General features: G+C 57.4%; 22 protein-coding genes. 18 read left to right on the top strand and 4 right to left on the bottom strand.

Annotation, left to right across the window (positions count from 1 at the left end; all coding sequences use genetic code 11):
* Positions 1 to 18: 18 nt before the first annotated feature.
* Complete coding sequence (locus tag ACQY7U_RS14635) at positions 19 to 777, bottom strand: DeoR/GlpR family DNA-binding transcription regulator (protein WP_428645619.1); 759 nt, start codon at positions 775 to 777, stop codon at positions 19 to 21.
* Positions 778 to 852: 75 nt separating this feature from the next.
* Between ACQY7U_RS14635 and ACQY7U_RS14630 the strand changes: the two genes are divergently transcribed.
* The 12 genes from ACQY7U_RS14630 to ACQY7U_RS14575 all read left to right on the top strand — a co-directional run bounded on the left by ACQY7U_RS14630 (position 853) and on the right by ACQY7U_RS14575 (position 17,573).
* The gene (locus tag ACQY7U_RS14630) at positions 853 to 1,482 is read left to right on the top strand and encodes a TIGR00725 family protein (protein ID WP_428645617.1); all 630 of its coding nucleotides are present in this window, start codon (positions 853 to 855) and stop codon (positions 1,480 to 1,482) included.
* 60 nt (positions 1,483 to 1,542) lie between these two features.
* Positions 1,543 to 2,613 (top strand): ABC transporter ATP-binding protein, encoded by a 1,071-nt coding sequence (locus ACQY7U_RS14625; RefSeq protein ID WP_428645615.1) that lies wholly within the window; start codon positions 1,543 to 1,545, stop codon positions 2,611 to 2,613.
* Positions 2,610 to 3,509, top strand: a complete 900-nt coding sequence (locus ACQY7U_RS14620) for a carbohydrate ABC transporter permease (protein WP_428645613.1) — start codon at positions 2,610 to 2,612, stop codon at positions 3,507 to 3,509. Before ACQY7U_RS14625 ends, ACQY7U_RS14620 begins: the two co-directional genes overlap by 4 nt.
* Positions 3,506 to 4,333, top strand: coding sequence for a carbohydrate ABC transporter permease (locus ACQY7U_RS14615; protein WP_428645611.1), 828 nt, complete (start codon positions 3,506 to 3,508; stop codon positions 4,331 to 4,333). Before ACQY7U_RS14620 ends, ACQY7U_RS14615 begins: the two co-directional genes overlap by 4 nt.
* Entirely contained in the window at positions 4,308 to 5,657 is a 1,350-nt protein-coding gene (locus ACQY7U_RS14610) for an ABC transporter substrate-binding protein (RefSeq protein ID WP_428645609.1), read from the top strand. Before ACQY7U_RS14615 ends, ACQY7U_RS14610 begins: the two co-directional genes overlap by 26 nt.
* A gap of 104 nt (positions 5,658 to 5,761) precedes the next feature.
* On the top strand, positions 5,762 to 7,390 hold the full coding sequence (locus tag ACQY7U_RS14605; protein WP_428645607.1) for a Na/Pi cotransporter family protein: 1,629 nt from the start codon (positions 5,762 to 5,764) through the stop codon (positions 7,388 to 7,390).
* 48 nt (positions 7,391 to 7,438) lie between these two features.
* Positions 7,439 to 8,362: a sensor domain-containing diguanylate cyclase gene (locus ACQY7U_RS14600; RefSeq protein WP_428645605.1), complete on the top strand. Its 924-nt coding sequence runs from the start codon at positions 7,439 to 7,441 to the stop codon at positions 8,360 to 8,362.
* Positions 8,363 to 8,576: 214 nt separating this feature from the next.
* Positions 8,577 to 9,959 carry an endonuclease/exonuclease/phosphatase family protein gene (locus tag ACQY7U_RS14595; protein ID WP_428645603.1) on the top strand — a complete coding sequence of 461 codons (1,383 nt, stop codon included), beginning with the start codon at positions 8,577 to 8,579 and terminating at the stop codon, positions 9,957 to 9,959.
* 353 nt (positions 9,960 to 10,312) lie between these two features.
* Positions 10,313 to 11,287, top strand: a complete 975-nt coding sequence (locus ACQY7U_RS14590) for a DUF3991 domain-containing protein (RefSeq protein WP_428645602.1) — start codon at positions 10,313 to 10,315, stop codon at positions 11,285 to 11,287.
* Positions 11,288 to 11,415: 128 nt separating this feature from the next.
* Positions 11,416 to 11,937 (top strand): DUF1419 domain-containing protein, encoded by a 522-nt coding sequence (locus ACQY7U_RS14585; RefSeq protein ID WP_428645601.1) that lies wholly within the window; start codon positions 11,416 to 11,418, stop codon positions 11,935 to 11,937.
* Between the two features lie 8 nt (positions 11,938 to 11,945).
* A complete protein-coding gene (locus tag ACQY7U_RS14580; protein ID WP_428645599.1) occupies positions 11,946 to 12,362 on the top strand; it encodes a DUF3085 domain-containing protein in 417 nt (138 codons plus the stop codon).
* A gap of 126 nt (positions 12,363 to 12,488) precedes the next feature.
* Positions 12,489 to 17,573 carry a DEAD/DEAH box helicase family protein gene (locus ACQY7U_RS14575; RefSeq protein ID WP_428645598.1) on the top strand — a complete coding sequence of 1,695 codons (5,085 nt, stop codon included), beginning with the start codon at positions 12,489 to 12,491 and terminating at the stop codon, positions 17,571 to 17,573.
* A 14-nt stretch (positions 17,574 to 17,587) separates the two neighbouring features.
* On the opposite strand, the gene ACQY7U_RS14570 is transcribed toward ACQY7U_RS14575, so the two are convergent.
* Positions 17,588 to 18,019, bottom strand: a complete 432-nt coding sequence (locus tag ACQY7U_RS14570) for a hypothetical protein (protein WP_428645597.1) — start codon at positions 18,017 to 18,019, stop codon at positions 17,588 to 17,590.
* The gene (locus ACQY7U_RS14565; protein ID WP_428645596.1) at positions 18,016 to 18,261 is read right to left on the bottom strand and encodes a type II toxin-antitoxin system prevent-host-death family antitoxin; all 246 of its coding nucleotides are present in this window, start codon (positions 18,259 to 18,261) and stop codon (positions 18,016 to 18,018) included. The genes ACQY7U_RS14570 and ACQY7U_RS14565 overlap by 4 nt, the downstream gene beginning before the upstream one ends.
* 382 nt (positions 18,262 to 18,643) lie before the next feature.
* On the opposite strand from ACQY7U_RS14565, the gene ACQY7U_RS14560 reads away from it, so the two are divergent.
* The 6 genes from ACQY7U_RS14560 (at position 18,644) to ACQY7U_RS14535 (ending at position 23,297) form a co-directional block, all read left to right on the top strand.
* The gene (locus ACQY7U_RS14560; protein ID WP_428645595.1) at positions 18,644 to 20,308 is read left to right on the top strand and encodes a ParB N-terminal domain-containing protein; all 1,665 of its coding nucleotides are present in this window, start codon (positions 18,644 to 18,646) and stop codon (positions 20,306 to 20,308) included.
* 85 nt (positions 20,309 to 20,393) lie between these two features.
* Positions 20,394 to 20,864, top strand: coding sequence for a hypothetical protein (locus ACQY7U_RS14555; RefSeq protein ID WP_428645593.1), 471 nt, complete (start codon positions 20,394 to 20,396; stop codon positions 20,862 to 20,864).
* Positions 20,861 to 21,730, top strand: a complete 870-nt coding sequence (locus ACQY7U_RS14550) for a DUF7007 domain-containing protein (protein ID WP_428645591.1) — start codon at positions 20,861 to 20,863, stop codon at positions 21,728 to 21,730. The genes ACQY7U_RS14555 and ACQY7U_RS14550 overlap by 4 nt, the downstream gene beginning before the upstream one ends.
* A gap of 2 nt (positions 21,731 to 21,732) precedes the next feature.
* The gene (locus ACQY7U_RS14545; RefSeq protein WP_428645590.1) at positions 21,733 to 21,927 is read left to right on the top strand and encodes a hypothetical protein; all 195 of its coding nucleotides are present in this window, start codon (positions 21,733 to 21,735) and stop codon (positions 21,925 to 21,927) included.
* 107 nt (positions 21,928 to 22,034) lie between these two features.
* On the top strand, positions 22,035 to 22,289 hold the full coding sequence (locus tag ACQY7U_RS14540; RefSeq protein ID WP_428645588.1) for a hypothetical protein: 255 nt from the start codon (positions 22,035 to 22,037) through the stop codon (positions 22,287 to 22,289).
* Between the two features lie 432 nt (positions 22,290 to 22,721).
* Positions 22,722 to 23,297, top strand: a complete 576-nt coding sequence (locus ACQY7U_RS14535) for a hypothetical protein (protein ID WP_428645586.1) — start codon at positions 22,722 to 22,724, stop codon at positions 23,295 to 23,297.
* Positions 23,298 to 23,431: 134 nt separating this feature from the next.
* On the opposite strand, the gene ACQY7U_RS14530 is transcribed toward ACQY7U_RS14535, so the two are convergent.
* Positions 23,432 to 23,818: a MerR family transcriptional regulator gene (locus ACQY7U_RS14530; RefSeq protein WP_428645585.1), complete on the bottom strand. Its 387-nt coding sequence runs from the start codon at positions 23,816 to 23,818 to the stop codon at positions 23,432 to 23,434.
* Positions 23,819 to 23,838 lie beyond the last annotated feature (20 nt).

Here is a 23,838-nt window from a genome sequence, read left to right as displayed (position 1 = left end):
AACACCTGGCCAGCCAGGTTAGGCCTTAGCTGCCGAACGGCCCGCCGTTCCGTCGATCACCGCATCAAAATCCGAAAGCTCAGCGAACACAGACAAAGCTGTCCGCCCGAATTTGCTCGGTGTCGCAATCAGAAACTTTTGTGTGGCCGCATTCATGGCAGCTTTCTTCACGGCAATCTTGGATAAATCAAAATCCATTACCCTGCCTTCGTGATCGACAGCCGAGCACCCGATGAGTGCATAATCGACACGCAAGGCAGCCAGCGAAAGCATGATCTCCTCGCCCACGAGCGAGCCATCTCGCCCCTCGACCTTGCGGCCCAGGACGTTGACGTCGTGTTGGGCCGGATCGAATGCGAGTGCGACGCGCATGGAATTTGTGAAGATCCGGAACCCCGGTCGTCGGTTGAGTGCGCTCGCCGTCATCTCGCTTGTCGTGCCTACATCGAAGAAGACACTTGCCCCGTTCGGGAGCAACGCAACGGCCGCTTCGGCGACCCGCAATTTGTCGTCAACCGCGATCCCGAGCTTGTGCTCGTGATCAAGGCGAACTGTTTCGCTACTGCCGATCGTGCCGCCGCCCACGCCGGCGCCGCCATGGAAGCGCTGGAGCAGTCCTGCCTCCGACAGATGGATTATGTCTCTCCGAATCGTCTGCGCGGATACGCCAAACTCCTCAGCCAAACCCTCAATAGTGACAAAGCCTGATGTTTCAGCGCGTGTCAGAATTTCGTTTTGTCTTTGGTTCAGCTGGGCTCGTTGGGTGTCATGTTTCATGCAGTTGTTCAAATGCTCGCTTTGATGTAAGAAAACTTACATTACCTGAAAATCACGAAAAAAGCGAGCCAGAAAATGACACAAACAGTTTTCCACCTGTCAGGCGAGAACATCTACAGCACACATGGTCGGCTGGATCCCTGGAACTGGACATGGCAGGCCGAAGCAACGCCGCACGATGCACAGGAAGTGACGGCGCGGCAGGTGCTTGCTCATCTTGCAAAGTCAGGGGCGCGCCAAATTCCTGTAGGCGTTATCGGGCCCCGCGAGGCTGACAGCGAAAAGCTCGCGCTTGCTGAACAGGTCGGAGCTGCAATTGGAGTACTCGGCCTGACCATGATTTGCGGCGGGCGCACAGGCGTTATGGCTGCTGCTGCGAAGGGTTGCAGGGCCTCGGGCGGCCTCACGATCGGTATGCTTCCTGGTCACGATTGGCGTGAGGCCAATGCCGATATCATGATCCCGATTGCCACCGGCCTGAGTGAAGCCCGCAATATGATCATCGCGAAATCGTCCGCCGTCCTTATCGCTGTCGGCGGATCTTACGGGACCTTGAGCGAAATTGCCTATGGGCTGCACTTCTCAAAGCCGGTCATTGTTTTGGGAAATGCGCCGGATGTCGAGGGCACAGAACGGGCAAGCAATGCTGACGACGCGGTCAACAGATTGGCATCTCACCTTCTTGAAAGTGTCCGAGTGTCATAAACTTTACATATTGAGTTGATAGATGTAAGTTATCTCACATCTGGGGGAGAAATAACAATAATGACGTCAATACTCGAGTTGCGCGGGGTCACGCGCCGATTTGGTCAGAAGACCGTATTGGACAATGTATCGGTTACGATCGAGCAGGGTAGCTTCACCGCACTGCTCGGTGCGTCCGGATGCGGGAAGTCTACAAGCCTTCGCATTATGGCCGGTCTCGACCGGCCAACATCTGGCGAGGTGCTTCTAGGTGGTTCGGACGTGAGTGGACAAAGCGCCTATGAGCGTAACGTCGCGATGGTTTTCCAATCCTACGCTCTCTACCCGCATTTAACCGTTGCGCAGAATATAGCCCTGCCGCTCACCATGCGTCACCTCTCTGCATTTGGCAGAATGCCGCTCATTGGGTCGCTGGTGCCTGGTGCAGGAGATGCACGCAAATCAATTCTCAGCAAAGTTGGCAGTGTCGCAGAAATTTTGGGGCTCGGCGAACTTATGGATCGCAAGCCGGGGCAGCTTTCGGGTGGACAAAAACAGCGTGTCGCCCTGGGGCGTGCCCTGGTCCGCGACCCCTCGCTATTTCTGCTCGACGAGCCCTTGTCCAACCTTGATGCCCGCCTTCGCGTTCGAATGCGCTCCGAGATTAGCGCGTTGCATCGAAAAACCGGCAAGGCTTTTGTTTATGTGACCCATGACCAGACCGAGGCGATGGCCATGGCTGACCAGATTGTCGTCATGATCGGGGGCAAGGTCGCTCAGGCCGGTTCGCCGCGCGATCTCTATGAGCGTCCGGCCAATCGTGAAGTCGCCGCCTTCATAGGGCACAATGCGATCAACTTCCTTGATTCAGGCGATGGCATTGATGTCGGCCATGTGGTTGCCGGCCTCAGGCCCGAGGATCTCGCACCGTCCGAAAAAGGGGACCTGACCGCGCGGCTGGAATCGGCCGAGTATCTGGGCTCCGAGATCGTGTTGAGCCTTCGAAGCGCAAAAGGAACCGAAATTCGGGCAATTGCGCCGGGCGATTTTGAGGTCCCGGCCTCCGGGAGTGAAATCCGCCTCGGCTACTCACAGAGCAAGCTTCACAGGTTCGATCCACAGACCGGCGCCCGAAAGGAACGTGCGGCATGAGGCTATCGCTTGCAAAACGTCAGGCATTGACCGATCTCTGGCTTGTCGGGCCAGCGACACTGGCATTGTTCCTGTTCATATTCCTTCCGGTTGCGATCGTCGCTGTTCTGTCCTTCACCGACTATCAGTTCGGCGCAGCCTCCTTCAACTGGAGCGGTCTGGACAACTACATCGCGCTCTTCTCTTCGAGCATTGGCCGCCGTGCGATCACCAATACGCTGATTTACGTCGCGATTGTCATTCCGTTTTCGGTCGGCTTCGGTCTTCTCGTCGCCATCGGCCTGTACCAGATGTCGAATTGGGCGCCGCGGCTCTCCAATGTCATGAAGACGGTTTACTTCCTGCCAGTCGCTGCAACGCTGGTTGCCATGTCCGTCGCCTGGCAAATGGTTTTGCACCCGTCACTTGGCATCGTGAACCAGGCCTTGTTTTCGGCGGGCCTGCCAACACCGAGCTGGCTCAGCGACAGGGCGTTGGTGCTTTACACACTTGCCATGATCGGCATCTGGCAAAGCATCGGTTACAACATGGTGCTTTTCCTTGCCGGCCTCGCGGCGATACCGCCCGAACTCTATGACGCGGCTGAAGTGGATGGCGCCGGGGGGACATGGTCCCGGTTCTGGACTGTCACCTGGCCGATGCTCGGACCGACCACATTGTTCGTCATGGTCGTCACTGCCACCAATGCCTTCCGTGTGTTCGAGACCGTTGCAACGATGACCAAGGGTGGTCCGGCATACGCCTCCGACACGCTGGTTTACGCGATCTACCGCGAGGGGTTTGTCTACTTCAAAGCCGGATATGCAAGCGCGATCACAATGGTGTTCTTTGCCTTCCTTCTGGCTCTGGCCCTTATCCAGTTCCGATTGGTTGAAAAGCGGGTGCACTATCGATGAAACGCGCAATCCTCTCCAACCTGCTTCCCCTGGCACTGCTCTTTTTGGGTGCAGCATTCATTCTCCTGCCGTTTGTCTGGATGCTGTCGCTCGCATTCAAACCGGGTGATGAGATTTTCTCGACGACAATTCGGCTGTTGCCTTCCACGATCGAGTGGAACAATTTCGCCTTCGCGCTGACGGAAACCGACATTCCTCTGTTCCTGTGGAACGGCCTTGTGATGGTCACCGGAATTCTGTTTTTCCAGATCCTGTTCGCGGTTCCGTGTGCCTACGCCCTGGCGCAACGCCAGTTCGCCGGGCGGAACCTGCTCTTCGGTCTGGTCGTGGCTGCCCTTCTGGTCCCGTTCCACGTGACGGCGATCCCTATCTTTCTGGGTTTTGCGCGGATCGGAATACTGAACACGATGTGGGCACTGATTGTGCCGTTCGTCCAAACCGCGTTCGGCATATTCCTGTTTCGCCAGTTCTTTGCGCAGCTGCCCGCCGATCTGTTCGACGCGGCCCGTGTGGATGGTCTGAGTGAAACAGCCATTGTTTGGCGAATTGCCTTTCCTCTGGCTTTGCCGGCCGCAACGGCATTCGCCATCTTTTCCGTAACAGCGCACTGGAACGATTTGTTCTGGCCGCTCATCGCAACCACAGATCCCAATCTGGCGACCCCTCCACGCGGCATTCTTTATTTCCGCGATCAGGAGTCCGGCGACAATGTCGGACCGCTTATGGCAGCGGCAGTCATCGTGACCGCGCCGCTGGTGATCGCTTTCCTATTGGCTCAACGCAAGTTCATTCAAGGCATTGCTGCCGGAGGTCTCAAGGGCTGAGCCAAGCAATAACAAACCGTGCCCGGACCAAACCGCGCCTCGTCATCAACAATATCAGGAGTCAAACACCATGAAAAAGTTACTACTGGCCTCTCTATTCGCCATAGCCGGCGTTTCAGGCCTGCATGCTGAGGAAACCGAAATTCGCGTTCATTACGCCATCCCAACAATCTGGGCCGATACCCAGAAGGCTTTGGCCGATGGCTTCATGGCGAAGCATCCGTATGTCAAGATCACCATCGATGGCCCTGCAGACGGTTATGAAGACGGCGTACAGCGCCTATTGCGTGAATCCGTCGCCGGCACCGCACCGGATGTTGCCTATGTGGGCCTTAATCTTTGGCGTGTGCTGGAAGATCGCGGGCTGGCGCAACCACTGGACTCTTTCATTGGAAGCGACGCGCTTGCGCAGGGCTATACGCCCGCACTTCTCTCGCTCGGACGTTTCGAGGATAAGCAGTATGCGCTGGCCACATCTGCTTCGACGCTGGTCATGTATGTGAACCCCACGCTTGTCGAAAAAGCTGGCGGTTCAATGGACAATTTCCCCGACACGTTCGATGGCGTCATTGAACTGGCGGCCAAGATCAACGCCCTTGATAATGCAACTGACGGTGTTTGGATCTCGCCGCATGACTGGCGCTACCAATCCCTACTCGGATCCTATGGCGGTCGTCCGATGAATGCGGACGAAAGCGACATCACCTTCGACAGCCCGGAGGGCATCGAGGCTGCAGGTCTTTATCAGCGCTTTGCCAACGAAGCGGGGATGAAATCATATTCGGAGAATGATGCTCGCCAGACATTCCCGGCCGGACGGCTTGGCATCATGTTCGAAAGCTCATCTCTCCAGAAGCGCTTCACGGAAGGTGCAGGCGGCAAATTTGACGTGACAGTCAAGCCGCTTCCGATCGCAGCCTCCGATAAATCAAAGGTCTACTTCCCGACCGGCGGCTCCGCGATTGTCATGTTGACGGCAGATGAAGCCAAGCAGAAAGCCGCCTGGGAATACATGGCATTTGTGACCGGCCCGGAAGGTCAGAAGATTGTCGTCGAAAATACCGGCTATGCCCCCGCCAATGCGAAGGTGATTGAAGACAAGTCCTATCTTGGAGACTTCTACGCCGGAAACCCGAACGCGCTCGTGGCACATACCCAGATCGCCAACTATGCGGGCCCCTGGTACGCCTATCCTGGTGCAGAAGGCGTTGCTGCGACCGATCAGATCGCCGCCGCACTTGTCGAGGTCACTGAAGGAGCGGACCCCTCAGCGACGATCAAGGACCTTGCGGAGACACTGCGTGGTCTTCTCGGCATGAAGTAGCAGAGCGGCAAACGTCGGCGGGCGGTGCCTCCCTCTGCCCGCCGGCGCAAGTTTCACCAACACAACAATCGCCCAATCTGGGGGATGGGCGACGAGGTCGTTTCGTGACGATATTGAGTTTTCTCATTCAACTGACAAGCGGTGCAATGCTGCTCTTGTTCTCGGTCCGCTTCATGCGGATCGGGATCGAACGCTTGTGGAGTGCACAAATTCGCGCGAGTTTGAGCGAGGGCTCGTCGCACTTTCGAAATGTCGTGAAAGGAACCATCCTCGGTTTCGTCATGCAAGGGGCAACTGTCGTTATGTTGATGGCGGCGGGGCTTGCGGGCGCCGGTGCGATCCCTCTGGTTTCGGCAGCCGTTTTGGCGCTTGGCGCTGATATGGGATCGGCATTGGCCGTGCGCTTTCTCCAACTTCCCATTTCAGCCATAGGCCCCCTCGCGATCCTTGCTGGCGCAACAACCTATTTGCGCGCCCACAATCCCCGCCTGCGCAATGTCGGGCGTGTCGTCCTCGGCTTCGGGATGATCCTTCTTTCATTGTCAATCATCCGCACAACAGTTGAGCCGACCAAATCGCTGGACGGTGTTGCAACTATTATTGCCTATCTCAACAAGGATGTGATCACCGCAGCACTCGCCGGCGTCGTGCTGACATTCGTCATGCATTCCAGCGTCGCTGCTGTTCTGACTGCGGTCGCCTTTGCCGGACATTCGGCCTTTGTCCCCTCGGGAGCGCTCGGATTCGTGCTCGGCTGCAATATCGGCAGTGCCTTGCTTCCATTGTGGCTTCTCAACGCAGAAAAGGACCGCGCCAAGGCCGTCGCCGCGTCAGTGGCAGTCCTCAGATCCGGCTACGCAATACTCCTCGTCGCCGTGCTTGCGCTGCTCAGGGAAGAGGCCGAACGTCTGATTACCTGGGCTGCCGATGAGACGATGCTTGCAGGTCACATTGCGTTCAATTTTACGCTCCTATTCTTCACACCGGTTTGCATCAAACTCTGTGCTGCATTCGATAAGCGCTTCACACCACCACAAGACGAAATCCGCGGGGAGCTGCCGATCGGAGCAACCGAGGACATCTCTTTGGCGCTGCCTGCGCTCAAGCGCAAGCTCTCCGCCATGCTCGATATGGCAGCGGCCATGCTGGACGAGGTCACCTCTCAACAGCTCGACAAAGAAGTCATTCTTGATCTCGAAGAAAAACTGAACGCCAGCCTCGTCAGGATCAGGGAGATATATGCCAAACTGCCCAGCGGTTCGGAGCAGGATCTGAAAGATATGAGCCAGATCCTCGATTTTGCCATCCGGATCGAGCGTTCAGGTGACGTGCTTTCCGGAAAGCTGCTGGCTCTTCGCGCCGACCAGGAAACCTCGGGCTTTCGTTTCTCAGAAGAGGGTCAGGCGGAGATTTCTGGCCTGGTTGATGCTGTCCGTGAGACAGTTCTGCTCGCCCATGAAGCTGCATGGACCGATGACACGGCAACCGCCGAACGTCTGGTTCGCCACAAGCAGCATGTCTCCGACCTTGAGGCGACAAGCCGTTCGAAGCATCTTGCAAGATTGCGGAGCGGTAATTTGGCGAGTTTTGACTCGAGCGACCAACATCTCGAAACGATCGCCTCCCTGAAGGAAATCAACAGTAAGTTCGCGACAATCGGCTACGCCATACTGGCACGCACCGGTGGTCTAAAAAAAACCCGTCTGAAGACTGCGCGCAAGGCCGAAGTGTGATGGGTCGCTCGCTCTTGTCTATCGATTCACGGACCGGAGGGGGGACGAATGCGATTGTTGCAAAAGATCTTTGACGCCTTGCCGGCGACGCTCAATTGCAAGGACAGCAGTGGCCGATATGTCATGATGAACGCCTTCCAGGCGCAGCAATTGGGACTTTCTTCGAAAGACGCCATTGGTCAGACCACACCAGACCTATTCGGCGAACGATGGGGCAGGGCGGTTCAAAAACAGGATGCCGAGGTCCTGCGTACTGGCAAAACCTTAGGCCCCTATAAAGAGGACTATCAAGCCCTCGGGAGAAAATCCGGGCACTGGTTGACCTACAAGTTTCCCCTGCGGCTGTCCGGGGACGGCTCATGCAGCCACGTTGTAACGATCTCGTTTGACATAACGTCGCTTTATGAGACGGAACAGGAACTCAAATCCGCCGCACTAACGGACGCCCTGACTGGTCTGAGGAACCGCCGCTGGTTCGATCAATGCATGGATGAACTCGATCGCAGTTACACCCGCCGCCGTCGTTCAGGGATCGGCCTTATGGTCGCCGATATCGATTTCTTCAAATCGGTCAATGATGAATGGGGTCACCATTCGGGAGATCTCGTCCTCAAGGAAGCGGCTGAGAGGATGCACAAGATCGTTCGAACCAGGCAGGGGGACGCGGTCGTCCGCCTTGGGGGTGAGGAGTTCGCAATCGTCATGCACGATGTGACGGCCGAAGAACTCGTCACCGTTGCTGAACGGGTTCGCCGGTCAATTGGGGAGCCACCGTTCTCATGTTTGCCTTCCGCGCTGAAGATCACTGTGAGCATCGGCTGTGCAATCATGCTGCCCGATGAGGCCCCGAGACACACGTTCGAGCGAGCGGATGCTGCGCTCTATGAGGCAAAAAGCGCTGGCCGCAATCGAGTGCACTATTCAACACCGCCCGAAAACCCGGCGGCACATCTTGGAAACGCCAAGCAATAGACTCCTTCGCTGAAACCGGTCAGGTCCCAATTTGTTCTGAGTATCGCAAAGAGATGGAGCAGAAATGCCAGCGCGAGGAGAAGGCTTCCGATCCGGTATAGAAGACCGGTTTTCGATGATTTGAGGTGTGTGCGTTGTTGCATTGGTAAACGCAAGTTTTGATTGTATCATCGACTTGGATTGAAACGTTGACGCGGAGTTTCAGGAGGGGGTCATGCCTTTTTACACTCAACTGCGTAAAGCCTTCAAAGCCGGGTCACCTGAAGAAGAAACCCGCAAACGCACTATTGCCGGTCTACGGGATTTGCGTGTTGCCCTGGCTGCCCATTTCCCAGGTGATGTTGACCGGACCCACACCCTGCGCATCGGCACCTGGAACATCAGGGAATTTGGTAACACCACCTATGGCGGCCGGGACACCTATGAGCCGCTTTACTACATGGCCGAGATCATTTCCAACTTCGATATCGCGGCCCTGCAGGAAGTCCGCGGGGACCTCCGCGAGTTCCTGCAATTGTTGCGAATCCTCGGCCCTGATTGGGATTATATCGCCACCGACGTGACTGACTGGAAGGCGGGCAATGGGGAGCGGATGGTTTTCCTGTTCAATCGCAACCGCGTGCAATTTCGTCACATCGCTGGCGAGTTAACCCTGCCCGATGGCAAGAAGGTCCTCGCAAGTTTCGGTGAGCGCATCAAGCTCGAAAACGGTATTGCCCTGCAACTACCCGACGGTGTCAATCTCTCCGGTATCTACGACGCGAACTCGAACAAAAAAGACGGCAAAATCAAGCTCGACCAAGACATTGAAATACCACTGCCGGACAATATCTGGCTGGAAATTCCTTCTGGAAGCGCTCTCGCCGTCACACGTGGTACGGAAGTTACCCGACCGCCCAATACGGTTGGGATGGTCAATCTGGACATCCCGACAAACCGGGTCACCGGTGAAAACTATCGCCTTCGGTTCCCAGGGGAGGCGCTCGACGAGAGTTTCAAACAGTTTGCGCGAACACCCTTCGTGGTGAGCTTTCAGTCGGGCTGGATGAAGATCGATCTGGCCACCGTGCACATCTTCTATGGGGATGAGAAAGACGAGCGACTTTTGGCGCAGCGCCGCCGGGAGATCGAGCGACTGACAGAAGCGCTCGGGGATCGGGCCGCAAAAGAAATGAAGGACAATCCCGACAATCCCGTGCTTACAGCTGTTCTTGGCGACTTCAACATTATCAGCGCTGAACACGAGACCATGCAGGCGCTCAAATCCAACGGATTCGAGCTGCCTGAGAAAATTCAATCGATCCCGGGATCGAATGTCGACCAATCAATGGCCTATGATCAGATTGCTTTCTGGGAGCCTAAACGGAACCGAGGCTATGTGAAGGTCGACGTCCGGGATGCCAACGTCTTCGATTTCTTCGAGCATGTTTACCGGTTGGATCAGCGAGATGTTTATCAGCCGGACCGCTCTGAAGGTTCGTACAAAACATGGCGGACTTACAAGATGAGCGATCACCTCCCGATGTGGATCGAGCTGACGAGTGATTTTTCTGATGCCTATCTGGATGCTTGCGACAAGACAGAGCCGACTGCTTGAAGTGTTTGGTGTTTTGGCTCGGGGTTGGAGATGAATAGGGCGTCGCCCTTTGGGCCGGGCTCTCGGCAAAGCTGAAGCCCGCGAGCGGTCTTCCCCCATTTCGGGCAACGATCCCTGACGCAGCTGAGGGGCATTCTCTATCGTAATAGGCGAATGTCTGGTGCCGCTTGCGTGCTGCGGCCGGCAAGGGAAGCTCCGCCGCTTCTGGCAGCCATGGGTCTTACCCGGCACAAATGCCGACTTGCCAGAAACGCCCTTGTCCTGCCTTGCTCTTCGCGGCTCTCCGGGTGCCGCCCCGAATATACCGGGAGCGGAAGACGAGACAGAGGACGCGAGAACCCCGCGAAGACAAAATGGAAAAGAGAGAGCTGGAAGAGCTCAGAGGAAAAGTCGCCTGCAGTGCCGTCTTGGAAACTGCATGCTTTGCCATCGACCTCAAGGAAAGTACGCGCCGCGCGGTCAAATATCGACGCGGCGATGACATTATCATCGTCATTCATGACGGCCTGGGCTGGTTCGATCCGCTGTCTGATGCCAAGGGGGACGTGTTCCGCCTTGTCGAACATCTCGACGGACTTCCCTTCATTGCGGCCCTTCACGCGGTCGCCGACCTTGTCGGGTTCGTGCCAAAGGAACACCAATGGCAGCGCCAGTCACGCAACAAAGTACCGGACATTTCCGTCGCCGACCGCTGGCGTCATCGGCGCAAACCGTGGCGCGGCTCGGCCACATGGCGATACCTGACCGGAGAGCGCGCACTGCCTCCAACCATCGTGCGCACTGCTATTGCGCAGGATCTTCTGCGCGAGGGTCCACAAGGCAGTATGTGGGCGGCACATCGTGACCTTGCAGGCAATCTCTGCGGCTGGGAGGAACGGGGTCCTGATTGGCGCGGTTTCGCATCCGGCGGCGCAAAGACGCTATTCGCGCTCGGCGCCAACGAAGCGACACGCCTCTGCGTGACGGAAGCTGCCATTGATGCCATGAGCCTTGGAGCGCTTGAAGGTTTGCGGGGTGGCACACTCTATCTCAGCACCGGGGGTGGCTGGTCGCCAGCAACGTCTGCGGCGTTGCTCGCATTGGCAACGGTCAGGGGCATGACTGTTGTTGCCGCGAGCGACAACAATCAGCAGGGCGATACCTATGCCGCCCGGTTGAAGGAATTGGCTGCGGAGACCGGATCTCGCTTTGAACGATTACGGCCCGGTCTTGGCGATTGGAACGAAGATCTGAAGGTGGAAGGGAAGAAGAAAGAGGAAACGAACAAATGGAGGGGGAACTGCCGCATGCCCGCCGCCCGCATCAAGGGTGAAGCTCCGCCCGGCTGACGCCGGCCCTTGACTCAGGCAGTCGGAGAGGCGGCCGCGGGAAGGGGTCCGAAAGGGCTGAAGAAGATGGTGATGCCGAAGGGGCACGCCGCGCTCCGGCTCTGGACCGGCCTTAAAGGAGCAAGCCAATGACCTCTTCCATCCGCAAAATCTATTTTGGCGTCACCGACCGCCACCTGATGTTCCGTCTTTTCGACCGCCATGCCCAGCGTCCCGAACGCTCGCCCACCGGTGATGGCGCACTTTACGCTGGCGAATGGTTCGAGATCGACGAAACCCAGCATGACTACATGCTGAATATCCCGCCGCCGCTCTGGATGCGCGGGGAAATGTTCGCCATGCGCGAATTCCTGTCGGACAGTATCACAAGCGTATTTTACACACTCCGTATCAATGGCGTGACACGCTACTTCCACGCCTATTGCGATCTCTCCGATCCGCGCGCCTGCAACGACATTCGCGATGCGATTGTCGACCGTGAGCGTCGTCCGGTGAAGGCGATGACGCGCGAGCATCGCGGGAAACGAATGGTCCGTGTCTACGGCAAGCCCGAAACACGGTTTGCATTGCTTGAACACCTGACCGATGAGCAGATTTCGGAAAAACTGCCCGTCCATCTGCGCTACCTGCCGTTGCAAGAAGCTGCGTGAGGTCGGCCATGTTCACCTTTGAAATCAGTCAAGTCCGCGAGGCAATTGCGCGCGGAGAGGCAGATGCGACCGCCAATGGGGGTTTTCGAGACCCGTATTGCGGTGGGAGGCCCGGCGAGGGCGAAAAGCCCGGTTTCTGGGTGGTTGGCGACGAAGGTGTCTACGTCATGTCGAACGGCAAACTCGCCGATGGCGAGATGCCCTTTGTCATCTATGCCGTCGAGTGCGACCCGAAAACCAATCCCGACTGGTGGGACCAAAAATGCCGGCATTTCGGGGGCGATGACGGCGTTGAGTTCATCAACGCCGATCTTCTGCTTCTCGATTTCGACCAGAACCCCAAAGCCACGCATCTGGGCATTGAACTCAGCGAAAACACCATCTCGTTCTCGCTCTTCAAGCACCCAAATCGCCTAGGCGGTTGAACGGAAAAACCCTGCATCTTTTTCTCTGTCGCCCGCCAACCCCGCATTCAATCCAGCACGGTCCAACGCTTCCCGGCTTACCGGGCAGTGCAGTTTCGTGCGCTCTCAAAATCAGGAGACAAACCCATGACAAACCATGATCCCTTCTCGATCAATGCATTCGGCAATACCGTACTCTCATCCGGTCTCGGTATCGGAAACGGTGTCTATTCCGGAACACAAACGCTTCAAGAGCCTCAATACGCAAATCCGGTGCCTCATCCAGCGCCCGCGAAACCACCATCGCGTCCGGCAAAAAAGGGCAATCCTCGCCCTTCGAACTATTATCTCGCCAGTGACCGGGGTCTCGCCAAGGGCTGGAAAGCCCGCGCGCGCGACAACCTCGATGCGATTGCGCTTTCCGCGAAACTTACCGACGAAGGCCGACGGCCCACACCTGACGAACAGGCACGGCTCGCCCGGTTCACGGGCTTTGGCGCTTCAGATCTCGCCAACACCGTTTTTCGTCGTCCTGGTGAGGACGCATTCCGCAAAGGCTGGGAAGAGATCGGCGGCGATCTGCAGGATGCTGTGAGCGAAGCGGAATATGCCTCGCTCACCCGCTGCACCCAATATGCGCATTTTACGCCCGAGTTCATTGTCAAAGCGATCTGGGGCGGCCTGCGTCGCATGGGATGGCGGGGCGGGCGCGTGCTCGAACCAGGGATCGGAACCGGTCTGTTTCCATCCCTGATGCCTGAACAGGTCCGGGATGCTTCCTTCATGACCGGTGTCGAACTTGATCCGGTGACTGCGCGGATTGCACGCTTGCTTCATCCGGCTGCCCGGATCATTGAGGGCGATTTTGCGCAAGTCGATCTGCCCGCCCGTTTCGATCTTGCGATTGGCAATCCGCCATTCTCCGACAGAACCGTTCGTTCGGACAGAGATTACCGCGCCTTGAAGCTCCGGCTGCACGACTACTTCATTGCCCGGTCCATCGATCTTCTCAAACCCGGCGCACTCGCGGCTTTTGTCACAAGTTCGGGAACGATGGACAAGATTGACCCGACCGCCCGCGCGCATATCGCTGAATCCGCCGATCTCGTCGCTGCAATCCGCCTTCCCGAAGGCAGTTTCAAGAGGGACGCGGGCACGGATGTCGTCGTCGATATTCTTTTTTTCCGAAAGCGCAAACCGGGGCAGGCCAAAGGTGACGTTGATTGGCTTGATCTTGCGGAAGTCGTTCCGGCCAATGAGGATAGCGAAGCCATTCAGGTCAATCACTGGTTCGCCAATCATCCGGAATATGTTCTCGGCCATCATGCAACGGCGTCCGGCCCGCATGGGGAGGCCTACACCTGCTTGCCACGGGACGGCGAGGAGATTGAAGCCGCACTCGCGCAGGCCATCCAAACGCTTCCGAGCGACATCTACGATGGCGAACCAGACATGATCGACCTTAATCTTGAACTGGGTGATACCGTTGTCGCCATTGATCGCCCCAATGATGCGCATGTGCGTGAGGGGAGCTTCTTCATTGATGACAAGCATGGCCTGATGCAGGTGATCGAGGCAAATCCGGTTCCGATCACCATCCGCAAGGGCCGCTCGAGCGATGGTTTCACAGAGAAACAGGCCCGAATGGTGAGAAAGCTCATCCCGGTCCGTGATGCGGTGAGGGCCGTCCTCAAAGCTCAGGAAACCGATCAGCCGTGGAAACAGTTACAGGTAAAGTTGCGGATCGAATGGTCGAGCTTTGTCCGCGATTTTGGCCCGATCAATCACACCAAGGTCTCGATTACGGAAAATCCAGAGACAGGTGAAACACGGGAAAATCATCGCCGCCCCAACCTCCAGCCGTTTCTGGACGATCCCGATTGCTGGCTGGTCGCCTCCATCGAGAATTACGATCTCGACACCGACACGGCCAAGCCCGGTCCCATCTTCACCGAACGCGTGATTGCACCGCCATCACCGCCCGTCATTACCAGTCCGATGGACGCCTTGGCGGTCGTCCTGAATGAACGCGGTTTCGTTGATGTCGAGCACATCGCCGAACTTCTCCATCAGGACACCGGACAAGTTATCGCAGCTCTTGGCAGCGCAATCTACCAGGACCCTTCTGACGGCTCGTGGCAGACCGCTGACGCCTATCTCTCAGGTGCGGTTCGCAGGAAGCTGGAGATCGCAGAAGCAGCCGCGGCATTGGATCCTGTCTACGAGCGGAATGTCAAAGCACTTGAAGGTGTCCAGCCTGCCGACCTGCAGCCGTCCGAGATTACGGCGCGACTGGGTGCTCCATGGATCCCGGCTGACGATGTCGTTGCCTTCGTCAAGGAGACGATGAATGCCGATATTCGGATCCGCCACATGCCGGAACTGGCATCCTGGACCATCGATGCCCGTCAGCTCGGCTACCGTGCTGAGGGCACGTCGGTTTGGGGAACGAAACGACGGCATGCCGGTGAGTTGATCGCTGACGCGCTCAACAGCCGCATTCCGCAGATCTTCGACACGGTCAAGGAAGGTGACAGCGAGCGTCGCGTTCTCAACGTGATCGATACCGAAGCGGCCAAGGAAAAGCTCACCAAGATCAAGGAAGCGTTTCAGAACTGGGTCTGGACCGACCCTGATCGCACCGACCGGCTGGCCCGACTTTACAATGACCGCTTCAACAACCTGGCCCCCCGAGCTTTTAACGGGGACCATCTCAATCTTCCAGGCGCCTCGGGCGCCTTTTCGCTCTATGGACACCAGAAACGCGGTATCTGGCGGATCATCTCATCCGGGGCAACCTATCTTGCCCATGCGGTTGGTGCCGGCAAGACCATGACGATGGCCGCTGCCATCATGGAACAGCGCCGTCTTGGTTTGATCTCCAAGGCCATGCTCGTTGTCCCGGGACATTGCCTCGCGCAAGCAGCACGTGAGTTTCTGGCGCTTTATCCAAATGCCCGCATCCTCGTAGCGGACGAGACCAACTTTACCAAAGACAAACGTCACAGGTTCTTGTCACGCGCAGCAACCGCGACATGGGACGCGATCATCATCACGCATTCAGCGTTCAAGTTCATCGCAGTGCCTTCCGCGTTCGAACAGGAAATGATTGCTGATGAACTCTCGCTCTACGAAGACATGCTCTTGCGGGTTGACGATGACGACCGCGTCTCGCGCAAGCGCCTTGAGCGTTTGAAAGAAGGGTTGAATGATCGCCTGCAGGCGCTCAAATCACGCAAGGACGACCTCCTGACAATCGCCGAAATCGGGATTGACCAGATTATTGTCGATGAGGCGCAGGAGTTCCGGAAACTCTCCTTTGCGACCAATATGTCCACACTCAAGGGCGTTGATCCGAATGGATCGCAGCGTGCATGGGACCTCTACGTCAAATCCCGCTTTGTCGATCAGAAGAACCCCGGCCGCGCACTTGTTCTGGCGTCGGGTACACCGATCACCAACACGCTTGGCGAGATGTTCTCGGTTCAGCGCTTCCTTGGCTTTGCAGCCTTGCAGGAACGCGGGCTTCATGAATTTGACGCCTGGGCGTCGACCTTTGGTGATGTGGCAACCGAACTGGAGCTTCAGCCATCGGGCAAATACAAGCCAGTATCGCGCTTTGCGACCTTTGTGAATGTGCCGGAACTGATTGCCATGTTCCGTTCATTTGCTGACGTCGTTCTCCCAACTGATCTGCGCGATTATGTGAAGGTCCCTGCATTGGCCACGGGCCAGCGGCAAATCATGACAGCTGTGCCGTCATCTGCGTTCGGTGATTACCAAAGGTATCTTGGCGCACGTATCACAGAGATTGAGAAGCGCGAGGGACCGACCAAGCCGGGTGACGATATCCTTCTCTCGGTTATTACCGATGGCCGCCATGCCGCGATTGATCTTCGATTGGTCGAGCCGGAAAGCGAGAATGAGCCGGACAATAAACTGAACCTTCTGATCTCGAATGCCTTCCGCATCTGGAAGGAAACGGCTGACAACGTTTACTTGCAGAAAGACGGCAATCCGTTCGAATTGCCCGGTGCGGCGCAGATGATCTTTTCCGATCTCGGAACGATCAATGTGGAGAAAACACGCGGGTTTTCCGCCTATCGCTGGATCCGCAACGAGCTCATCCGGCTTGGCGTTCCGCCGGAGCAAATCGCCTTCATGCAGGACTTCAAGAAGTCGGAAGCCAAGCAACGCTTGTTCGGCGACGTCAATGCGGGCCGCGTTCGCTTCCTGATTGGCAGCTCCGAGACGATGGGCACGGGCGTCAACGCCCAGCTTCGCCTGAAGGCGCTCCATCATCTGGACGTCCCCTGGCTTCCATCCCAGATCGAACAGCGCGAGGGGCGCATTGAACGGCAGGGCAACCAGCATGACGAGATCGACATTTTCGCCTATGCAACGGAAGGATCGCTGGATGCGCAGATGTGGCAGAACAACGAGCGAAAGGCTCGTTTCATTGCCGCAGCCCTTTCAGGCGACACATCCGTTCGTCGTCTTGAAGATCTCGGGGAGGGCCAAGCCAACCAGTTCGCGATGGCCAAGGCCATTGCCTCCGGCGATGAGCGCCTGATGGAAAAAGCAGGCCTTGAGGCCGACATTGCCCGCCTCGAACGGCTTCGCGCCGCGCATCATGACGATCTCTTTGCGGTGAGGCGGCAATTGGCCAATGCTAGGCGCGACATCGATCATGCGAAACGGCGTATCGGTCACATTGACACTGATATTGCCAAACGCATCGAGACCCGTGGTGAATCCTTCTCCATGACCGTCAAGGGCAAGGTCTTTCAGGAAAGAAAGGACGCTGGCCGCGCGCTGATGAAGGAAATCCTGACGCTGGTACAGCTCCAGCAGGAATGCGATGCCATAATCGGTCAGATCGGTGGATTTGATCTTGTTTTCGATGGCCAGCGGCTCGGTCAGGACGATTTCCGCTATGAGGTCATCCTTGCCCGTACCGAGCTTGATCAGGAAGTCGACATTGCGCTTACGGTCACACCCCTCGGCGTCGTCTCGCGGCTCGAACATGCACTGTCCGAATTCGAAGACGAGCGCGCGCAATACCGTCTCAGGCTCGAAGATGGCGAGCGGCGGCTTGCCTCCTACCAATCCCGCGAAGGTGGCGAGTTCGGGTTCGAATCCGAGCTTTCGGAGAAACGCGCGAAGCTCGCCAAGATCGAAGAAAGCCTTGCCGCAGACGTGATCGAGGAGGCCAACAGTGTCGCAGCTTGATATCCGCTCACTGATCAGTCTTCCCTATTCACGGTGCGACCGGCCTTGCGGCGCTGTGCTTCCATGATCCCCTTGCGCAGGGCTTCGAAGAGCGTTTTTGGCAACATGCCGTAATCGTAACGGCCGTCAGGTTTTGGGCGAAGGTCATATCCCGGCCAAAGGAAATCGTTGAGTTCGTCGAAACGGAGCCAATGCCGCCCGTCATCAAGTCCAAGGTCGCGACAGATCTTCGCCGGGATTTCGAGCGACGTCTCAGGATCGATGGGTGGGCTGTGGGTGATCGGAGCGACGATCGTCCGAATTTGTCCCCGTTCACCTCGGGGCACAGCAACGACAATGGCGCAGGGCCTGTCTTTTGACCCTTCGATGGAACCTCGTCGCTGTTCTGAACTCCAAAGAAAGCTGTATCGTATGACCAGACCAGGCTTCGGTACGGGAATGCTCACTTGGGCTCAACGTCGTATTCAGCGGCCTCGATATCGGCAAGCGTCTGTTCGTCCAGTTCACCGACCTTCAAAACTTTGCGCTCGCGGCGTTTGAGTTCGTCGAAATGTTCAAGTTCCGCCGCTGAAAGATAAGCGCCGACAACCCGGCCATGGCTCGTCACATTGATGACCCCGGCCGAAATCGCCTCGTCCTGATATTTTCCGAAATTCCGGGAGAAGTCGCTTGCTGCAACAGTTCGCATAGCCTGGTTCCCTAAAGGATTAAGTTTAGCGTAATTTACGTAATTTGCGCAAAATCGTCAACCGTGATGATTGCTGGTTCAGATGCTCGACTGTTCATACCAACCCGAAATGCGGAAAAGAAGAAGGGAGAAGAAAAAGCCGGAACCGGTCGCAGATCGGTCGGTTCCGGTGACGCTTGCGCTCAACCGCGGGCCTCGGCACTCCCGGCCCGTCGTTCTTCGCAGGGCTTTTGAAGCCCCGCTCGCCCGGCCAGGCAGGGATGCTCGTCCGCAGTTGCACCGGCCCGCCCGCTCAGCGGTCCGGGGGATGTCTTGAAGAAAAAGACAATCAAGAGGATCTGGCAGGGTGCCGGGTCCTCCATCACCTTCAAAGGAGCTTCCCATGCATATCATGAAAATCGATCCACGCGCGCTGAAGGATAATCCCGACGACGCCCGCCGCTCGAAATCAAACCCGCAGGCCGATGCGCTGATGCTGGCGACCATCAAGGCCGTGGGCATTATCCAGCCGCCTGTTGTTTCTCAGGAAACCGATGGTGGTAACGGCTTCATCGTCCAGGCCGGCCACCGCCGCACGAAAGGTGCCATCGCCGCCGAGCTCGAAGAAATCGAGGTCATTGTGCAAGACCCGGCCGATGATGGTGGTGCCATGCGCTCCATGGTCGAAAACATCGCTCGTGAACCGCTCAACCCCGTTGATCAGTGGCGGGCCATTGAACGCCTCGTCGCACTCGGTTGGACGGAGGAGGGGATCGGTGCGGCGTTGTCGCTTCCCGTGCGCCAGATCAAGAAGCTCCGGCTTCTTGCCAATGTGCTTCCCGCCATGCTCGATCAGATGGCGAAGGGCGACATGCCAGACGAGCGGCAGCTTCGCACCATCGCTTCAGCCTCCATCGATGAGCAGAAGGAAGTCTGGAAGGCCCACAAACCGAAAAAGAACGAGACGACCCCGTGGTGGTCGGTTGCCAATGGTCTTTCCAAGACCCGCATGTTTGCCCGCGACGCGAGCTTCGACGACGAACTGGCCAAGGCCTATGGCATTGCCTGGGTCGAAGATCTCTTCGCGCCAGCCGACCAGGACAGCCGTTACACGACCGATGTCGAAGCCTTTCTTGGCGCCCAGCAGGAATGGATGAGCAACAATCTGCCCAAGAATGGCATCATCACCGAGCTCAGCACATGGAATGGACCGGAATTGCCCAAGAAGGCAGAGCACGTCTATGGCAAGCCGAAGAAGTCCGATTGCACGGCCATGTATCTCGACCGTGACGGCAAGGTCCAGTCGGTTGTCTACCGGATGCCCGAGCCAAAAGCAGCCACAGGCAAGACAGATGAGGGCGCCCCGGTCGCCTCCGCGCCACGCCCGGACGTCACGCAAAAGGGCCAGGACATGATCGGCGATTTCCGTACCGACGCTCTTCACGAAGCGCTCGGACGTGCGCCCATCGAGGACGATACGCTGATGGCGCTCCTCGTCATGGCCTTTGCGAGCCAGAATGTCCGGGTCGACACGGGCACGAGCAGCGTCAGTTACTTCCACAGCAGGATTGCACCCCTTGCGGCTTCAATCGTCGATGAAAACGGGCAGCTTGCCTTTGACAAGGATGCGCTCAGGGTTATCGCCCGCTCAATTCTGATCGAGGTGCTTTCGTGCCGCCGCAACATGTCGAACAGCGGCATTATCTCGAGGATCGCAGGCACGGTGGTCGGAGCCGACAACTACTTGCCCAATATGGGAAGCGAGGAGTTCCTCAATTGCCTGTCGCGAAAGGCGCTTGAGGCGGCTTGCACCGACACGTCCGTTCAGCCGCGCAACAAGGTTCGCGATACCCGTTCCGCTCTGGTCGAACACTTCAAGGACGAGCGCTTTGTCCACGTATCAGCGCTGTTCGCGCCCGAGGCAAACGAGATCGCCGACTGGAAGGCTCGCAACGAGATCGTCGAGGAAGACGACGTTGAAGAAACCGAGGATCACGATGATGCGCCGGATCTCGGCGGGGCTGATCCGGATGCCGTTTCTGAAGGTTTCCGCGAAGCTGCCGAATAGCAGCGCCTTTGCCCGACTGAACACCAAACGCCGCCGGCACGCTCCGGCGGCGTTTTAACATTCCAACGAGCGAAAGGAAAAACCAATGTCCGCTCAAAATATCTTCGATCATGTCCCCCTTGGCGCAATTGTGCGCTTTACTGACGGAACACCTCAGCCGCCGAAACATCACACGAACAAGCTGCGGGTCTGGAAACGCAGCAACGACATCGGACGGCTGACGCGCAAGACACCCGCATACACGATGGGTAAAACCACCATGAGCGCGTCGATCACCTTGCATATGGGCGATATGGGCAACGGCCAGACACCGATGATCAGGATCTACCAGACGATGCCCACCACGAGCCGTCTGGAATTTTCCATTGTGAAGCTTCCAAAACCCGGCGAGGTCCTGATCTTCGATAAGCCAGGTGAGCAGGGTGAGTTCGTTCATCTCGCCGCATCACGCGCTGACGCCGAAGAGTGGCTGTCACAGCACGGATACCCGGATGCGGTTCTCGAAGAGGTGACAGACGAATTGCTTGCCGGTTGTGTCGACGAGGTCGCGGCATGACCGAGGATCATCCCACTGAGGACAATCAGGAGATCGCCGTTCAGGCGATCTTCGAGAAAACAGTCGAGGGGCATTTGTGTGCCCGGGTCGGTGACACGGCCTTTGCCATGCTTCCGACAGCCGGAGGCGCGTTCTATCTCGCTCTGGCGCTCTATTCGAAACAACCAGACCGGCAGCTCAGAAGGGACGATTTCTTTGGGCATGAAGGTCGCGTTGTCGATGAGGTGGAATTCCGGTCCTTGATTGACGAGAGGATGGTCAACCAGAGCGAACTGGATGTCCTTGGCCGCCGGTCAGTCTCCTCGCAAATGTCTACGCCTTGGGGATCCTCTCAAGGCAGCACGGTGTTCGGTGAGGGTGTCACCAGGCATCACACTGCCGGCCATGGTGGGTTTCACCTGTCTCACGACTGGATTATCAAGGTCGACAGCCGTCTACGCAATTCCCGCGGCTGGTATGAAGAAGATGTCGAATGGGCCATCGTTGCAATCACCCTCCCGGACCTGTTCACCTCTCTCGAACGCCGTGAAGCCGAACGGACCACGAGAGACTGGTTGCCCGATGCCTGGGAGAGGATTTCGGCCGAAACGATTGCGCCGGGCGCTTCTTACAAGAAAGATCAGGCGGCATTCCACAAGACCCACGCGAATGACTGGATCGTTACGTCGGCAATCACGTCTCAGCAAAATCCGGGTTACGTTGAAACCATCGCTTCACGCGGTGGCAAATACGAGCGGGATGTCGAGCAGCGTCGTTTTCTCATCCCGTCCGGAGAGTACAGCCAAGGCCGTTTCGGCTTTGTCGTCGATACTTCGCGGCATGAAACCTACGATGGTCCCTCGAGCTTCATCGGTTGGGAGAACTGACGATGGGCGCGTCTAAAGGTCCTCAAGGCACGTTGCTGATCCAAAAAATGGTTGATGCGCGGGAGGAAACCGACCGTCATATCCGGATCATTGAACGGCAGATATCGGCTCGTGCTGAACGAATGCGGATGAAACCCTTCTCGATGAAAACATCGGGCAGGTCCGGTTTGAACGACGCCAGGAACTCGATGCTCTGATTCGCAAGCGTCGGCGTCAGGACCGCGCCATCGAAACCCTCGAACGAATAGCCGGAGCTACTGCCATAGATGGCACCCGGCCGACAAACCCTTAAAGGACCAAAGCCATGACCAAGCCAGACGACTATATTGCTGGCCACTATACCGCGGCCGCCACTGTGAAGAGCACACGGCGCGACCTCTTTTTCCTTGGACCGCAAAACGCCCGGCTGATTGCAACGCTCGTCTCCGGTTCTGCAACAAAGATCGCGCAATTCGACACCGACTGTGAGCGGATTGTCAAAGCGTTGGCGCTCCTTGACGCGTCCGAGGCTGGACATGCGAAGGCAGAGGGGGAGGGTGGCAATCTCGATAATCAATAACGGGGACCCTCTCTGCCGGAGAAGTGGTCGGTACGCGGGGCAAGGCGGATATCGATCGGGCATTGCGATACTGCTGGCTTTGGAAAAGTCCCGCGTGATGGCCAGGTCTCTTCCCGTTCGAGCAAACCGTCTACATCAAACTCTTGGCAGTCCCTCACTTCGGTTGTGGTCGCTGGTCCTAAACCAGCGGTCGGTTGGATCAAGGCCGCTTCGCGCCGTAAACGGCCGAAACCGCCGGCCTCGCCAAACCAGCCGTTCGGGACTGCGCAGGGCTGAAGTCACTGCTTGCCCGCAAGGCTGGTTCGCTCGCCCTTGGCGTTCTCGGACCCTGAACCGCCCTTTCCCCGCCGGTTTTTTGAGGACAGCGTCCGAAGGAGGGCTTGCCAAGAGCAGGCCTGAGCCTTCGGAAGTTCGAAACGAAAGGATATTCCCATGGCCAACCAGTCACGCTCCACAAAAGTCGTCCCGCTGCGCAAGGCAGCCTCCCTCGAAATGGTCCGCCACACTTGCCCCGATAGCGCCCAGTGCAACAAGATCTCGGAGAGTTTCGGGCTCCCCGTTATTGACGGTGACGGCATCCGCGACCTTCACCACCAGATGCTCCTCGACATGGCCGACAGCCTCAAAGACGGTCTCGCAGACCGCGCCATGCAAATCCATCTCCAGCGCATCGTCGGTTCCTTCGTCGGTTCTGCCCATGGTGCGGGCCAGTTCTACAGCCGCGCGGTGACTGAGGCCCGTGACGCCACGGCCAAGGGCTCAAACGATCTACGCGACGAGGATGTCGAAGGTCCCGTCGGTTTCGACGGTGCTGGCCAGCGCAAGCGTGAATTCGCGGCGGACATGGGCCTTCAAGCTTACTCTCTCAGATGTGCAGCCGAGGGTGTCGTCTCAGCCTATGAGCACGTCATCGGCGAGCCATGGAAGCCCTTCCAGCGACCGGTCGAAAATCCCGGCCAGAGCGTTGATCGCAAGGCCGCAGAGATGCAAATGGCGGCATTTGGTTGAACGAACCAGGCGGGGCTTTGGCTCCGCCAATTTCTTTTTGTCAAACAGTGGCAGCTATGCGCTTTCATTTCGGACGTTCAGCCAGCCGGGCGTGAACCTCGAAAGCTGCCGTTTGCGGAAACATTGCATGGTGCTCAGACACCAAAGGATTTGAGAATGGGGCATGGGCCCTTCTTGCTTGCCGCACACTCACCCACGAGATGTTCAAGTGATGACCGGACGGCTTGTAGTTCGGCAATCTTTTCATCGAGGTTATGAAGGCGTTCTGCGGCGAGTTCACGGACAGTGACTCGGTCCTCGCCGGAATCAAGCATCAGAAGCCTGCGGATTTCTTCAAGCGTAAAACCGGCGGTCTGCGCCTTTTTGATGAACCGCAGTTGCCGGACATCTTCGCTGCCATATCGGCGAATGCCTTCAACGCGCTTGGGTGTGCTGAGCAAACCCTTCCGCTGATAAAAACGGATGGTTTCAACCCCGACATTGGCGGTGGCCGCAAATTTTCCAATTGTGAGGTCTTCCATCTATTGACTCCGTACCACGG

The sequence above is a fragment of the Roseibium sp. genome (genome assembly GCF_050301095.1).
In the GTDB taxonomy this organism is placed as follows: domain Bacteria; phylum Pseudomonadota; class Alphaproteobacteria; order Rhizobiales; family Stappiaceae; genus Roseibium.
The sequence above is the reverse complement of the archived record's forward strand: the minus strand, read 5'-3'. Positions and strand labels throughout refer to the sequence as shown.

Bases quoted from the DNA above. Each gene is read 5' to 3' on its own strand.
- ACQY7U_RS14575 (WP_428645598.1), top strand. From the start codon at position 12,489: ATGACAAACCATGATCCCTTCTCGATCAATGCATTCGGCAATACCGTA.
- ACQY7U_RS14600 (WP_428645605.1), top strand. From the start codon at position 7,439: ATGCGATTGTTGCAAAAGATCTTTGACGCCTTGCCGGCGACGCTCAAT.
- ACQY7U_RS14560 (WP_428645595.1), top strand. From the start codon at position 18,644: ATGCATATCATGAAAATCGATCCACGCGCGCTGAAGGATAATCCCGAC.
- ACQY7U_RS14625 (WP_428645615.1), top strand. From the start codon at position 1,543: ATGACGTCAATACTCGAGTTGCGCGGGGTCACGCGCCGATTTGGTCAG.
- ACQY7U_RS14530 (WP_428645585.1), bottom strand. From the start codon at position 23,818: ATGGAAGACCTCACAATTGGAAAATTTGCGGCCACCGCCAATGTCGGG.
- ACQY7U_RS14585 (WP_428645601.1), top strand. From the start codon at position 11,416: ATGACCTCTTCCATCCGCAAAATCTATTTTGGCGTCACCGACCGCCAC.
- ACQY7U_RS14545 (WP_428645590.1), top strand. From the start codon at position 21,733: ATGGGCGCGTCTAAAGGTCCTCAAGGCACGTTGCTGATCCAAAAAATG.
- ACQY7U_RS14535 (WP_428645586.1), top strand. From the start codon at position 22,722: ATGGCCAACCAGTCACGCTCCACAAAAGTCGTCCCGCTGCGCAAGGCA.
- ACQY7U_RS14555 (WP_428645593.1), top strand. From the start codon at position 20,394: ATGTCCGCTCAAAATATCTTCGATCATGTCCCCCTTGGCGCAATTGTG.
- ACQY7U_RS14540 (WP_428645588.1), top strand. From the start codon at position 22,035: ATGACCAAGCCAGACGACTATATTGCTGGCCACTATACCGCGGCCGCC.
- ACQY7U_RS14580 (WP_428645599.1), top strand. From the start codon at position 11,946: ATGTTCACCTTTGAAATCAGTCAAGTCCGCGAGGCAATTGCGCGCGGA.
- ACQY7U_RS14620 (WP_428645613.1), top strand. From the start codon at position 2,610: ATGAGGCTATCGCTTGCAAAACGTCAGGCATTGACCGATCTCTGGCTT.
- ACQY7U_RS14590 (WP_428645602.1), top strand. From the start codon at position 10,313: ATGGAAAAGAGAGAGCTGGAAGAGCTCAGAGGAAAAGTCGCCTGCAGT.
- ACQY7U_RS14615 (WP_428645611.1), top strand. From the start codon at position 3,506: ATGAAACGCGCAATCCTCTCCAACCTGCTTCCCCTGGCACTGCTCTTT.
- ACQY7U_RS14630 (WP_428645617.1), top strand. From the start codon at position 853: ATGACACAAACAGTTTTCCACCTGTCAGGCGAGAACATCTACAGCACA.
- ACQY7U_RS14635 (WP_428645619.1), bottom strand. From the start codon at position 777: ATGAAACATGACACCCAACGAGCCCAGCTGAACCAAAGACAAAACGAA.
- ACQY7U_RS14595 (WP_428645603.1), top strand. From the start codon at position 8,577: ATGCCTTTTTACACTCAACTGCGTAAAGCCTTCAAAGCCGGGTCACCT.
- ACQY7U_RS14550 (WP_428645591.1), top strand. From the start codon at position 20,861: ATGACCGAGGATCATCCCACTGAGGACAATCAGGAGATCGCCGTTCAG.
- ACQY7U_RS14565 (WP_428645596.1), bottom strand. From the start codon at position 18,261: ATGCGAACTGTTGCAGCAAGCGACTTCTCCCGGAATTTCGGAAAATAT.